Genomic DNA, 14,093 nt, shown 5'->3' on the forward strand with positions numbered 1-14,093 from the left:
TGGAGGGGAAGAAGCGAGCGTTGTGGTTGCAAGTGTGATTGAAGGCGCAGGCAATTTTGGCTACAACGCGGCAACGGGCGAATATGGCGATCTGATGCAAGCAGGCGTTGTGGATCCCACCAAAGTCACGCGCACCGCGCTGCAGAACGCCGCCTCCGTCGCGGGCCTGCTGTTAATGACCGACTGCGCGGTGTGTGAGTTGCCTAAAGACGACACGCCCGCCCCAGGCAGTATGCCGGGCGGCGGCATGGGCAGTATGGGAATGGATATGTGACCGCCTTGCGGTGTGCAGAGCAAACAAAAACGAGGGCAGCATTGCCCTCGTTTTTTTTAAAAGCATGTCTGCAATCTCCATAGCGCGTCACTGCAGCAAGATATTGAACCGGTTCTCAAGTAAATCTCTAGGTGATTTACTTGATTTTCAAATTGATAAAGACAGATAAAATCCGGAACGGTAGCCAAGCAGCCAAGCTTTTAAGACTTTTTTGTAAATAAATGCTGCGTTCTTATATCTCCATTTTCAAGGAGTTCCAGGTGAATAGCATGGATTCTACGGTACGGAACATTTCCAGGTTTTTATTGAAACGGTTTAACCGGACAAGAGAGGTGAATGCAGATATAAAGAGGAAAATTCTGAGTGATGTAAAAACGAGTCGATATGCACACGTCAGGCGCCTGTTTCTGCCCGCCCTGTGGATGATGTTGAGCAGCTTGCTTGTACCAGGCATAGCGCGTGCTCAGAGTCTAGGTGGGGTTCATGACTGTCTCTAATTCATAAATTCCAAATAGAATTCAAATCTGCGTCAGAGTATTTAAACTATCTTTTGATAGGTGAATAAATGCACAGAGGCATTGTTACATCTGCACATCACTGATGACATTCATATTGGAGTCAATGAAATGAATAATATTGAGCGGATTACGCAAGACATTTTTGATTCGTTATCTAAACCGTTTGCTACGATACGAGGTATAAGCACGGCAACAAAGAAGAACACTTATAGAGTCGTGAACATAGTTAAGCTTAAGCAGATAAAACACTCTGTCTTGATCCCAGTGTTTTTATCTATATCTGTGTGTCATTATTTTTTATCTAATAATGCACAAGCGCAGCCTCGAAACTATGGTGCTGTCATTGCCTGTGATGCTTCAATGGGAGAAGGGTTTGGATTTAATTTTCGCAACTGGAATTCTGGAGGCGCCTATTGCAATCCATACAGAATGGGAAACAATAAGCTGCCTGTTTTTGGGTTGTTTAATTGGTCACCGAGTTCGCAGACCCCAAGAGAGTCTACTGCCTATGTCCTGGGCTTTGATGAGGGGAGTTTACAGATTGCGGGTAATGCAGGCATTCGCGTTGAAGGCCCAGCGAGTTTTATCAATAACGCCAATTTTAACAATAATAAAATCACGGCCCTGGCAAACGCCACAGATGATCAAGACGCCGTTAACGGTAGCCAGCTGAGAGATACATTAAAGGGCTTTGGTGGCGGCGCCGGTCTTAATACAGACGGCACCGTTAAAGCACCGACTTACGCAATCAACGGCAAAACATATAACAGCTTCGGCGATGCACTCGCCCATATGCAAACAGCGCCTGGAGTAGAGAATCCGTATATCAAAATTTCACCCATACATGGTGTCGTCGACACGGAATCCAGAGCCGCCGGCGATATTGCGATTGGCGTCGGCGCTATTGTGGATTCGCAGGCGAAAGACGACGGCCTTCATCATGCGAGCGCGATTGGAATGGGTGAGGAAGCGCGCGGTTTTGGCGAAAACAGTATCGCAATCGGCACTCATGCGTTTGTTGGAAGTCGCGATGGCAAAATGAGAACAGATTCCAGCATCGCACTGGGCGCTTATTCATCAGTGACTCGGAAGAATGCGGTCGCGCTAGGCTTTCAAAGCCAGGCAGACCGGGCCAATGCAGTATCCGTCGGTAGCCCCGATGCGCTGCGGCAAATCATCTATGTTGGAAAAGGCACGGCAGATACCGATGGGGTCAACGTCAGCCAGTTAAAAGGCGCATTGGCCGGGCTAGGTGGCGGCGCAGGGCTGGATAAGGATGGCACTGTCAAAAAGCCAAGCTATACCATCAACGGTAAAGCCTACAACACCGTCGGCGATGCGCTGGCGAATGTTCAAGCAGGGCCTGGAGCGGATAGTCCATACATCAAAATTGACGGGGATACGCCTGCAAGCAATAACGTCTCTGGCGGTATCTCAATCGGTTCAAACACTAAAGCAGAAGGTATAACAGGAGGACGGGGAACCATCGCAATTGGACAAAACGCAATATCAAGAGATGCGAGAGGATATACGGCGGGTATCGCTATTGGCCTAAGTAGCGTTGCTGAAAGTGGCGCAGTGGCTTTAGGCCCTGAGGCTCAGGCAACGCAGACCAATGGCGTTGCACTCGGTACGCTCTCAGTCGCGGACCGTGAAGGCAGCGGCAGCGGCCCGCGCGCGATATCCGGCGTATCAGTGGGTTCAAAGGACGTGAAGCGGAAAATTTACAATGTCGCCTCAGGTACGTTGAACGATGAAGTGGTCATTATCGCTCAACTGAAAGGCGCATTGGATAGCCTCGGCGGCGGCGCTGGACTCAATACAGATGGCACCGTCAAAGCGCCGAGCTATACCGTCAACGGTAAAACCTACACCACCGTCGGCGATGCGCTCGCGAATGTACAAGCCGGGCCTGGAGCAGAAAATCCATATATCAAAATTCAGCCAACGGATCACAAAAACGCTACAGAAGCGAAGTCGCCCGGAGATATCGCCATCGGTCATGGCGCAGTGTCCGAGTCGAAAGGAAATAATGATGCGCCACATACAAGCAGTGTCGCCATCGGCGAACTTGCCAATGTTTATGGCGCCAGCGGCACTGCGCTTGGCAGTCATACGGCGATAGGTACCGCAGATAAGAGAGTCGACAATGGTGTTGCCATCGGCGACCAGTCTCAAGTGTTAGCGAATAACAGCATCGCGATTGGCACACAAAGTTCAGCGGATCGGGCCAATGTAGTCTCTATCGGTCATAACAAATTGCTACGGCAACTGATCTATCTGGCGAAAGGAACAGCGGACACGGATGGCGTCAACGTCAGCCAGTTAAAGGGCGTATTGGCTGGACTCGGCGGCGGCGCAGCGTTGGATAAGGACGGTAATGTCAAAGCGCCAGCGTATACCGTTGGCGGCAAAAACTATAGCAGCGTCAGCGATGCGTTTGCCCATGTTCAAGCCGGAACGGACAACCCGTATATCAAGGTGCATGGAAAAACAGAAGCGCGGAACGCCGCGATATGGGGGATTGCGATCGGCTCAAACGCTCAAACCGCGCAGGCGCCTGGAGAATATGGCGCAATTGCGATCGGCGCGAATGCCTCGGCAGGAAAAGAAGGATATACAGGCGCGATTGCAATTGGTCCGGATAGCGTTGCGCAACAGAATTCGATTGCGTTAGGCCGAAATACCAATGCAAGCGCTTTATCGGTTGCGGTCGGTATGTTTGCAAACGCAGTGAATAATTCGGTTGCGCTTGGAGACCACTCAGTCGCTGACCGTCCGAATACAGTATCGGTCGGTAGCCGCACGGCCCCGCGCCAGATTGTGAATGTGTATCGCGCTACGATGGACAGAGATGCAGTCAACCTGAGCCAACTGAAGGGCGTGTTGTTCGGTTTAGGCGGCGGCGCGGGCGTGAATGTGGATGGCGTCATTCAGTCACCCACTTATACCATTGGAGGCAAAGTCTTCAACAATGTCAACGATGCGCTGGCGAGCCTGGATTCCCGTTCATCGCTGAGCGATGTCTATCTCAAAGTCGATGGGGAAACCCAAGCAGTACAGACAAGCAAATGGGGGATTGCAATCGGCTCAGGCGCTAAAACGCACGGCGCATTGAGCGGCCCCGGCAGTGAGGCGTATGGTGCAATTGCGATCGGCTCAAATGCCATAGCGGGAGAAAAAGGATATACAGGCGCGATCGCGTTCGGCGTAGAAGCACGAGCATTCAAAGAAGCAATGGCCATTGGCCGGAGCGCTCATGCGAATGATGCTTCGATTGCGTTGGGTTCGTATACCAAAGCCAGTAACAATTCAGTGGCATTGGGCAATAACTCAACCACCGAGCGCATGAATACGGTATCGGTCGGCGGCGAGACCGTGCAGCGCCAGATCATCAATATAGCCGCCGGCACCCTTGACAACGACGCCGTGATTATTGGTCAGCTGAAAAGTACGCTGGTCGGATTAGGCGGCGGCGCGGATTTGAAGGCGGATGGCTCAATCCAGGCCCCCACCTATACCATCGGCGGGAAAACCTTTCACACGGTGAGCGATGCGCTGACCAACCTTGAGTTCCGTGAGGGGTTGAAGGACACGTATATTAAAGTGGATGGAGAAAAAGAAGCGGTCGCGAACGGCAAATGGAGCGTTGCGCTCGGTTCGAACGCCCGCACGCAAGGCGCTTCAAACGGTTCTAATATATACGGCGCGATTGCCATTGGACCGAACGCGTTAGCGGGCGATATCGGCCATTCGGGCGCAGTCGCCGTAGGCGCAGATAGCCAAGCGCTGAAAAGCGCAATCGCGATTGGTTGGAAAGCGTTCGCGGATGACACCTCGGCAGCGTTGGGCGTTGCAGCCAAAGCGAGCCGCAATTCAGTGGCATTGGGCAATAACTCAACCACCGAGCGCATGAATACGGTATCGGTCGGCGGCGAGACCGTGCAGCGCCAGATCATCCATGTAGCGCCTGGTACGGTTGATAACGATGCAGTGACCATTGCTCAGCTGAAGGCGGCATTGAGCGACTTTGGCGGCGGCGCGGGCTTGAATGCGAACGGTTCGGTTGAAGCGCCGACCTATACCGTAGACGGCAAGAGAGTCAGAAATGTGGGCGATGCGCTGAAAAGCCTTGAATCGCACGCAGGGCTGGAAGATAAGTACATCAAAGTGATGGGTGAAACAGAGGCGCTGGCCGACGCCAAGCTGAGCATTGCCATCGGTTCAAACGCCAAAACGCAGGGTACAAAGAACGATCCGGCGGAAGTGTATGGCGCGATTGCAATCGGCTCTAATGCACTTGCGGGCAATAATGGATATGCAGGCGCCATCGCGTTCGGCGCACAAAGTAAAGCGCTCAAGAGTGCAACGGCCATCGGCTGGAAATCGTTCGCGGATGACACCTCAGTGGCTTTAGGCGCTTCTGCCAACGCGATCAATAATTCAGTTGCATTAGGCGCTGGGTCCGTCTCTGATCGTATGAATGCCGTATCGGTAGGCAACACTAAGCTGCTGCGGCAACTGATCTATCTGGGACGCGGCACGGCCGATACCGATGCAGTCAATATCAGTCAATTCAAAGGCGCACTACTTGGCTTGGGGGGTGGCGCCGGGCTCAATGCGGACGGATCAGTCAAAGCGCCGAGTTATACCGTAGGCAATCAAACATTTGACAACGTGGGCGATGCGCTCAGAAATATTAAATTGAGTCGGGGACTGGATGATAAATACATCAAAGTTGCCGGAGAAAAAGAAGCGCAGAACCTTGGAAAATGGGGAATCTCCATCGGTTCAAACGCTCAAACGATGAATACAGGTGCGTCGTATGGCGCGATGGCCATCGGTCCAAATGCACAGGCAGGCAGCGCAGACTATCCGGGCGCGATGGCGATTGGCGCAGACAGTAAAGCGCTCAAAAATGCCATCGCTTTAGGTTGGAAGTCATCGGCGGATGACACATCGGCTGCTTTAGGGCTCTCTGCTCAGGCGCATGCCGATTCCATTGCGCTGGGCGCTTACTCGATGACGGACCGCCCTCATAGCGTATCTGTTGGAAGCAAAACCGCGTTGCGTCAGCTCACTTATCTGGCAAACGGTACGATGCTTACAGACGCCGTTAACGTCAGGCAGTTCAAGGGCGCCGTCAATGTGTTTGGAGGCGGAGCGATTGTGAATCCCGATGGTACAGTCAAAACGCCACACTATAGGATGGACGGCGGTTCTGCGGAGTTTTCAAGCGTGGGGGATGCATTGAGGAATCTCGACGAGCGCTTGACAAATCTGAGTTCCATGAAAGCGCTGACGCAGGCAAACGACTCGCCATTGAAAACGCTCGCTTTGAGCGATAAAGCGGGCAAAACAAGCGGCAAGAATACGCAGACGAATCCAGAAAATAGCAAGCGCTTATCTGGCAGAGATGCGGATTCAAAAGCCTCTGGCGAGCATCATTTAGTGCTCGGCGATAACGCGCAGGCGAGCGGCGCACGCAGCAGCGCATTCGGCGATGGCGCAGACACAATGGGTGCAGACTCTGTTGCGCTTGGTTCAGGCAGTACCGATGATGGCCGCAACCATGTCGTGTCCATCGGCAGCGAGGGGAATGAGCGCCAAATCACTCATGTCAAGGCGGGCACCGCCGATACGGATGCAGCGACCGTGGGTCAAATGAACGCCGCGATTGACACGCGCAGCGCGCATTATGACCATAATTCCGACGGGTCGATAGATGATAAAAATATGACCTTCGGGGCGAATGGAAAACCTGTGGCTCTGCATAATATTGCGGCAGGCACGGCCGATAACGACGCTGTGAATGTCGAACAGTTGAATCAAGGCTTAAATAACACGCTTGCGAAAGCCAGGGAATATACCGATGAAAGATTCGACTCGTTCAAGCGCAATGCGGACGCCGGCGTAGCAGCGGCGCTGGCGGCTACCGGACTGCCTCAGCCGTCTGACCCAGGTAAAAGCGTGATGGCCGTTGCCGGCGGCTTATATCAAGGCCAAAGCGCAGTCGCTGTTGGCTTGTCAACGATTACATCGGATAGTCATTGGATTTTTAAAGTTTCCGGAACGACGAATAACCGCGGAAAAATCGGCGGCATTGTTGGCGCTGGATACCAGTGGTAAGGATGTATCAGAACAAACGGTAGCATTGTTGAGTTCGAAAGCCTTAAAAAGCCGCTGGTCATAAGCCGGCGGCTTTTTTTATTAAAAGTCATTTCATCAATGGCTGCGAGTCCGTGATTTGGGGTCGGGAAGTAGCCGCAGCGCGGCTTATGGCCCGCCGCAACAAGCCGATCTCGCTTATTTTGCGCGTGCAAATGCGACCGCAACATCCAGCATCCGGTTTGAAAATCCCCATTCGTTATCGTACCAACTGGAAACTTTTACGAGACGGCCAGAGACTTTGGTCAAAGTGGCGTCGAAAATGGATGAAGCGGGATGATGATTGAAATCAACGGACACCAACGGCAGCGCATTGATCGCCAGAATGCCCTGCAACGGGCCTGAATCGGCCGCTTCTCGCATAATCGCATTCACTTCATCGACGCTCGTCTCGCGCGCCGCGATAAAAGACAGATCGACCATCGACACGTTGAGTGTCGGTACGCGAATCGCAAAACCGTCCAGTTTGCCGTTCAATTCCGGCAACACAAGACCCACGGCCGCCGCTGCGCCCGTCTTCGTTGGAATCATGCTTTGGGTCGCGCTGCGCGCGCGGCGCAGGTCCGCGTGGTAGACATCGCTCAGCACCTGGTCGTTGGTATAGGCGTGCACCGTGGTCATCAGGCCATTGACCACGCCGATTTTTTGATGCAAGGGCTGAACCAGCGGCGCAAGGCAGTTCGTCGTGCATGAAGCGTTTGAAATGACGGACTGTTCTTTTCTGAGCGTGTGATGGTTCACGCCGTACACAACCGTTGCATCGACATCTGCGCCGCCGGGCGCGGAAATAATCACTTTTTTCGCGCCACCCTGCAGATGCGCCTGTGCTTTCGCTTTGCTGGTAAATAAACCCGTGCATTCCAGCACCACATCGATCTCTAGCGCGCCCCACGGCAATTCAGCGGGATTGCGTTGCGCAAACACCCGAATCCGGTCGCCGTTGACCAGCAGATCATTGCCGCTCACCGCGACCGTGCCCGGAAAGGCGCGATGCGTCGTATCGTATTGCGTCAGATGCGCATTCGTATGCGCATCGCCTAAATCATTAATCGCCACAATGTCAAGATCATGTTTTTTGTCGCCTTCATAAAACGCGCGCAGCGTATTACGGCCAATCCGGCCATAGCCATTAATGGCAATGCGAATGGTCATTGATTCTCCTCAATTTAAAATCCACAGAAAATTCTAAGTGATTCACCCGATTCCATCATCGATCAATCCAAATAAAATCTCGAAACACAGCCGCGCTTATTGAGGCTTTTTTGGAAATAAACGTCGCGTCCGTATATCCCAATTTTCAAGGAATTTTAGGTGAATAATATTTATTTGATGACACGACGCCTATCGCAGTTGTTATTAAAGTGTTCTTTCATAGCGTGGATGACCACTACAGCAGGCATCGCTACTTTAAGCGATGCGCGCGCACAACAGACTGACGATAATGACTCATTACAGCTCTGCAATGTAGGCACAGCAGGCACCGCATATGGGAGGGGCGGGACAACTCCAATCGAGTGCCAATCTGCAGGATATAACACTTGGGCATTTTCTTTGACCAATAGAAGTACCGATAACGGTTTAGGGAACATGAATGACCCTACCGCGCGCGGTACAGGTTATCGCAGCGGTTTGCTGGAACTTGTAGGAACATCTGTAAGCATCATAGGGCCAGCCAGCTTCTCCGCGGACGCAAACTTCAACAATAACAAAATCACGAATCTGGCGAATGGGATAGCCGATAAAGACGCTGCCAACATCAGCCAATTAAAGGGCGCATTGTCTGGCCTGGGCGGCGGCACGGGACTGGATAAGGATGGCACTGTCAAAAAGCCAAGCTATACCGTCGGCGGTAAAACCTATGACAACGTGAAAGATGCGCTCGCCCATATGCAAACAGCGCCTGAAGTGGAGAATCCGTACATCAAAATTTCACCCCTACACGGTATCGTCGACACGGAATCCAGAGCCGCCGGCGATATTGCCATTGGCCCTGGCGCTATTGTGGATTCGCAGGCGAAAGACGACGGCCTTCATCATGCGAGTGCAATTGGAATAGGTGAGGAAGCGGGCGGTTTTGGTGAAAACAGTATCGCAATCGGCACTCATGCGTTTGTTGGAAGCCGCAATGGCAAAATGAGAACAGATTCCAGCATCGCACTGGGCGCTTATGCATCAGTGACTCGGAAGAATGCGGTCGCGCTAGGCTTTCGAAGCCAGGCAGACCGGGCCAATGCAGTATCCGTCGGTAGCCCCGATGCGCTGCGGCAAATCATCTATGTTGGAAAAGGCACCGCCGATACCGACGCGGTGAATGTGAGCCAGTTGAAAGGCGCATTGGACGGACTCGGCGGCGGCGCAGGGCTGGATAAGGATGGCACTGTCAAAAAGCCAAGCTATACCGTCGGCGGTAAAACCTACACCACCGTCGGCGATGCGCTCGCCAATGTACAAGCCGGGCCTGGAGCAGAAAATCCATATATCAAAATTCAGCCAACGGATCACAAAAACGCTACAGAAGCGAAGTCGCCCGGAGATATCGCCATCGGTCATGGCGCAGTGTCCGAGTCGAAAGGAAATAATGATGCGCCACATACAAGCAGTGTCGCCATCGGCGAACTTGCCAATGTTTATGGCGCCAGCGGCACTGCGCTTGGCAGTCATACGACGATAGGTACCGCAGATAAGAGAGTCGACAATGGTGTTGCCATCGGCGACCAGTCTCAAGTGTTAGCGAATAACAGCATCGCGATTGGCACACAAAGTTCAGCGGATCGGGCCAATGTAGTCTCTATCGGTCATAACAAATTGCTACGGCAACTGATCTATCTGGCGAAAGGAACAGCGGACACGGATGGCGTCAACGTCAGCCAGTTGAAAGGCGCATTGGATGGGCTCGGCGGCGGCGCAGGGCTGGATAAGGACGGCACTGTCAAAAAGCCAAGCTATACCGTCGGAGGTAAAACCTATGACAACGTGAAAGATGCGCTGAAAAATGTACAAGCCGGAGAGCCTGGCGCAGGCGAAGGTCTGGTCAAACAAGACCCGGCGTCAAAAGATATCATGGTTGCTCAGGCCCTGGACGGTAAGCACGTCAATTTCGCCGGCAAGAAGGCCGATCAATCTATTGACCGCGTATTGACTGGCGTTGCAGATGGCGTGAAACGTAACGATGCCGCAACGATACATCAGCTACAGGAAGCGCATATCATCGATAAAAACGGAGCAATTGCAGACGTTGTCACCTATGACAATCTGTCTGAGAATGATATTAGTTTCGGTGGCAAACAGGGCACAGGCTTGCACAATATTGCAGATGGCAGCAACGATGGGGATGCGGTCAATATGCGTCAGCTCAATAAGGCTTTAAAAGAGCGCGGCGGCAAAAGTCCAAACGCAGTGAACTATGACAGCGCCGAAAAAGACTGGCTTACGTTTGGCGGAGCGCAAGGCACGGTACTCGCGAATGTTAAGCCAGGCGAAATTTCTCAAACGAGCACCCAGGCTGTGAATGGCAGTCAGTTCTTTACACTGCAACAGCAGGTCAACGTACTCGATGGCCGGGTCAGCGACTTAAATGACCGGGTTGGAGACGGTCATGGCGGCCGCAGCGGCGGAGGCAATAACGGTGAAAACGGTTCTTTCTCCGGCGGAAACAATGCTGATGCTTCCGGTGACAATTCGACTGCACTCGGTCAGGATGCGGTTGCTTCTGGGAAAAACTCAACTGCAACCAGCCAAGGCGCAATTGCTTCTGGCCTGAATTCAAAAGCCGATGGTCAGAATGCGCGGGCGACCGGGGATAACTCGACTGCCATCGGCCAGAATGCGCTGACTTCCGGTAAAGATTCAACTGCGCTCGGTCAAAACGCCAGCGCAACCGGCCCGGGCTCGCTCGCGTTGGGCCAGAATGCCAAGGCGCCGGCTGCAAATGCAGTGGTGCTGGGTAAAGACTCGGTTGCCGACCGCGATAATACGATATCGGTCGGCGCGGAAGGACGCGAACGCGCGATTGCAAATGTCGCGCCGGGCGAAAAGGGCACTGACGCGGTCAACGTCAACCAGCTGAATCAGGGTTTGGGTGATACGCTTGCAAAAGCCCGGCAATATACCGATGAAAAATTCAAGGAACAGCGGCGCGAGTCCCAGGCTGGTTCAGCCTCCGCCATTGCCATTGCGGGATTGCCGCAGGCGACGGCGCCAGGCAAGAGCATGGTGGCAGTCTCAAGCGGCCTCTATCGAAGAGAAAGCGCAATCGCGCTAGGCATCTCAACCGTCACTGAAGACAACAGCTGGGTATTCAAGTTATCTGGCTCTGCCAATTTCCGCGGCAGAGTGAGCGGGGTTGTCGGCGCTGGATATCAGTGGTAAATAAAGAATAAAAAGAGCCCGCTATTGGGGAAGGCAGCGCCTTCCCCTTTCTGATTTACGCGTCAACTGAGCATTATCCGGCGTCTTACTGTGCGCTCGCGCGCTCTTATGCTGCCTGCGCAGGCCGGCGGGTCATATCGCCATAACCCGCTAATAATCCAGCCAGAGAAATATCTTCATCCAGCGCCTCCCAATGCAATCCCCGCGTACTGATGCGGTATTGCATGCGCTGAGCCTGACTGGCGTGAAGCAGACGCGGAAACCATGCGAGAGGAACGCCCAATGCGCGGCCATCCGACAAAGCAATGGTCATACTGTTTTCGTCAAAACGGACGTTGACTGCCTTAATCAGTGAAGAACTCATCCCATGCTCCTTTAATTCGCTCAGCGTTCGCTTCTGCCACTTCCATTAATTCGCGCAGCACCTGAGCGTTGAACCCGTCGTTATATGCCAGCCTAACTGGATCGAGCCAAAATTTTGCATCAATGCCATCCTTAACGACATGAATATGGATCGGCTCACGTGGATTTCCTTCGTTTGAATAAAGCAAAAATCGGAAACCTTTATATCGGAATAGAACCGGCATTGATTTTAAATGGTCTTAAGGACTGTATTCACCACATTATCCACGGTCAAGCCAAAGTGCTCGAAAAGCGCCTCAGCCGGCGCAGATTCTCCAAATGTATCGATGCCGACAACGCCGCCTTCAAGCCCGACGTATTTGCGCCAGAAATCGCTGACGCCCGCTTCGATTGCAATCCGCTTGACGCCGCGCGGCAATACATGCTCCCGCCATTGCGCATCTTGCCGGTCAAATACCGTTGTCGTCGGCATCGATACGACGCGCGCCGCGATGCCGCGCAGGGCCAGAGGTTCAATCGCGGCCAGCGCAAGCCCAACTTCCGATCCGGTCGCAATCAGAATGGCTCTTCGTATGCCTGTCTCTGGCGCTGGCTCTACATTCCAATCGCGCAGAATATAACCGCCCTTCTCAATCTGCGCGATCTGCGCCGCGTTGCGCGGGATAAAAGAGACTTTCTGTCGGCTCAACGCCAGGCAACTCGGCGCATGGCGCGCGACCGCCTGAGTCCATGCAACCGCTGTTTCAACGCTATCCGCTGGCCGCCAGACATCGAGATGCGGAATCAGCCGCAACGAGGCCAGATGTTCAATCGCCTGATGCGTTGGCCCGTCTTCGCCTAATCCAATGGAATCGTGCGTGAATACAAAAATAGCGCGCGCGCGCATCAGCGCCGCCATGCGCAGCGCATTCCGGCTGTAATCGGAGAAAGTCAGGAAAGTGCCGCCGAAAGGCAAATAACCACCGTGTAACGCAATCCCGTTGAGGATAGCGCTCATGCCGAATTCACGCACGCCGTAGTGGATGTGATTGCCCCATTGCACGCCGTTCGCATCCGGGCGCACCGGTTTGGCCGCCGGCCATTGGGTGAGATTTGAGTCCGTCAGATCGGCTGACCCGCCAAGCAATTCAGGCAGCGCCGCCGCGATACCCGCGATGGCTTGCTGCGATGCCTGGCGCGTTGCCAGCGCTTCAGCGCGTCCGTTGGCGCGCGCAATCAGCGCGCGCGCCACTTCGCTCCAGCCAGCCGGCAATTCGCCCGCGACGCGGCGATCAAATTCAGCGGCTTTGGCGGGATATTTTGACCGGTAAGCGTCAAAGCGCGCGCGCCATTCGCGTTCGGCGCGCGCGCCGGATTCCCGCGCATCCCAGGCTTGGTAAATTTCATCTGGAATGACAAAAGGCGCAAAGGGCCATTTGAGCGCCGCGCGCGTTGCCGCAACTTCCTCCGCGCCGAGCGGCGCGCCGTGCATATCACAGCGGCCTTCTTTATGCGGCGCGCCTTTGCCGATGATAGTCTGACAGCAGATTAAGGTAGGTTGTTGAGCGCGCCGCGCCTCTATAATCGCGGCATCGACTGCGTTCACATTGTGACCGTCCACCGCGCGGATCACATTCCAGCCATAGGCTTCAAAGCGCCGCGGCGTATCGTCGGCAAACCAGGATTTGACGCAGCCGTCGATAGAAACGCCATTATCGTCATAAAACACGACGAGCTTGTTGAGCTTCAATGTACCGGCCAGTGAACAGGCTTCGTGCGAAATGCCTTCCATCAGACAACCATCGCCTGCGAATACGTAGGTCATATGGTCAACGATCTTGAGTGCCTCATCGTTGAATTCGCGCGCAAGCAGCGCTTCGGACAGCGCTATGCCCACCGCATTGGCCAGGCCTTGCCCAAGCGGGCCGGTGGTCGTTTCAACGCCCGGCGTGCGCCCAAATTCGGGATGGCCGGGCGTTTGGCTATGCAGTTGCCGGAAGCGTTTGAGTTGTTCAATCGGTAAGTCGTAGCCCGATAGATGCAGCAGCGCATAGAGCAGCATTGAACCGTGACCGTTTGAGACGATGAAGCGGTCACGATCCGGCCAATGCGGATTGGCTGGATTGTGTTTTAAATGGCGATGCCATAATGCAAGCGCAATCTCGGCCATGCCCATTGGCATGCCGGGATGTCCAGAGTTGGCTTTCTGAACCGCATCGATGGCTAGGATGCGGATGGCGTTCGCCATCAATGAAGTCACTTCTAGAGCATTTTTCAGCGGCTTGCACTGTGTCACTTCGCCGTTCCGTGTATTCGGGATCGCTGCGGGGTCGCCTCCATCGCTGCGCGATGGAGCCTGCTCCGCCCGCATCGATCCCCATACTGTCTTCGCGCTCGTCCCTTGTGCAATCTCACTGAAAAAT

At 53.8% G+C, this 14,093-nt stretch carries 7 protein-coding genes; 3 read left to right on the forward strand and 4 right to left on the reverse strand.

Going from position 1 to position 14,093, the window contains the following annotated elements:
- Both CAGGBEG34_RS07015 and CAGGBEG34_RS07025 read left to right on the forward strand, forming a co-directional pair.
- Positions 1-274: TCP-1/cpn60 chaperonin family protein (locus CAGGBEG34_RS07015; protein WP_042688305.1), on the forward strand; the 274-nt coding region annotated here is incomplete at its 5' end.
- 947 nt (positions 275-1,221) lie between these two features.
- Positions 1,222-6,921, forward strand: a complete 5,700-nt coding sequence (locus CAGGBEG34_RS07025; RefSeq protein WP_042688307.1) for a YadA-like family protein — start codon at positions 1,222-1,224, stop codon at positions 6,919-6,921.
- A gap of 177 nt (positions 6,922-7,098) precedes the next feature.
- On the opposite strand, the gene gap is transcribed toward CAGGBEG34_RS07025, so the two are convergent.
- Entirely contained in the window at positions 7,099-8,112 is a 1,014-nt protein-coding gene (gap, locus tag CAGGBEG34_RS07030) for a type I glyceraldehyde-3-phosphate dehydrogenase (protein WP_006683053.1), read from the reverse strand.
- Positions 8,113-8,547: 435 nt separating this feature from the next.
- On the opposite strand from gap, the gene CAGGBEG34_RS07040 reads away from it, so the two are divergent.
- Positions 8,548-11,328, forward strand: coding sequence for a YadA-like family protein (locus CAGGBEG34_RS07040; RefSeq protein ID WP_050009354.1), 2,781 nt, complete (start codon positions 8,548-8,550; stop codon positions 11,326-11,328).
- Between the two features lie 106 nt (positions 11,329-11,434).
- On the opposite strand, the gene CAGGBEG34_RS07045 is transcribed toward CAGGBEG34_RS07040, so the two are convergent.
- The 3 genes from CAGGBEG34_RS07045 to tkt are packed head-to-tail and all read right to left on the reverse strand — an operon-like array spanning position 11,435 to position 13,918.
- Positions 11,435-11,692, reverse strand: a complete 258-nt coding sequence (locus CAGGBEG34_RS07045) for a DUF2442 domain-containing protein (protein ID WP_042688310.1) — start codon at positions 11,690-11,692, stop codon at positions 11,435-11,437.
- Positions 11,673-11,915 (reverse strand): DUF4160 domain-containing protein, encoded by a 243-nt coding sequence (locus tag CAGGBEG34_RS07050; RefSeq protein WP_006683056.1) that lies wholly within the window; start codon positions 11,913-11,915, stop codon positions 11,673-11,675. The genes CAGGBEG34_RS07045 and CAGGBEG34_RS07050 overlap by 20 nt, the downstream gene beginning before the upstream one ends.
- A 5-nt stretch (positions 11,916-11,920) precedes the next feature.
- Positions 11,921-13,918 (reverse strand): transketolase, encoded by a 1,998-nt coding sequence (gene tkt, locus CAGGBEG34_RS07055; RefSeq protein ID WP_042688314.1) that lies wholly within the window; start codon positions 13,916-13,918, stop codon positions 11,921-11,923.
- Positions 13,919-14,093: the final 175 nt, after the last annotated feature.

This window comes from Candidatus Glomeribacter gigasporarum BEG34 (genome assembly GCF_000227585.1).
Classification (GTDB): domain Bacteria; phylum Pseudomonadota; class Gammaproteobacteria; order Burkholderiales; family Burkholderiaceae; genus Glomeribacter; species Glomeribacter gigasporarum_B.

Coding starts and splice junctions, on each gene's coding strand:
- gap (WP_006683053.1), bottom strand. CDS start 8,112: ATGACCATTCGCATTGCCATTAATGGCTATGGCCGGATTGGCCGTAAT.
- tkt (WP_042688314.1), bottom strand. CDS start 13,918: ATGGCGAACGCCATCCGCATCCTAGCCATCGATGCGGTTCAGAAAGCC.
- CAGGBEG34_RS07045 (WP_042688310.1), bottom strand. CDS start 11,692: ATGAGTTCTTCACTGATTAAGGCAGTCAACGTCCGTTTTGACGAAAAC.
- CAGGBEG34_RS07025 (WP_042688307.1), top strand. CDS start 1,222: ATGGGAAACAATAAGCTGCCTGTTTTTGGGTTGTTTAATTGGTCACCG.
- CAGGBEG34_RS07040 (WP_050009354.1), top strand. CDS start 8,548: ATGAATGACCCTACCGCGCGCGGTACAGGTTATCGCAGCGGTTTGCTG.
- CAGGBEG34_RS07050 (WP_006683056.1), bottom strand. CDS start 11,915: ATGCCGGTTCTATTCCGATATAAAGGTTTCCGATTTTTGCTTTATTCA.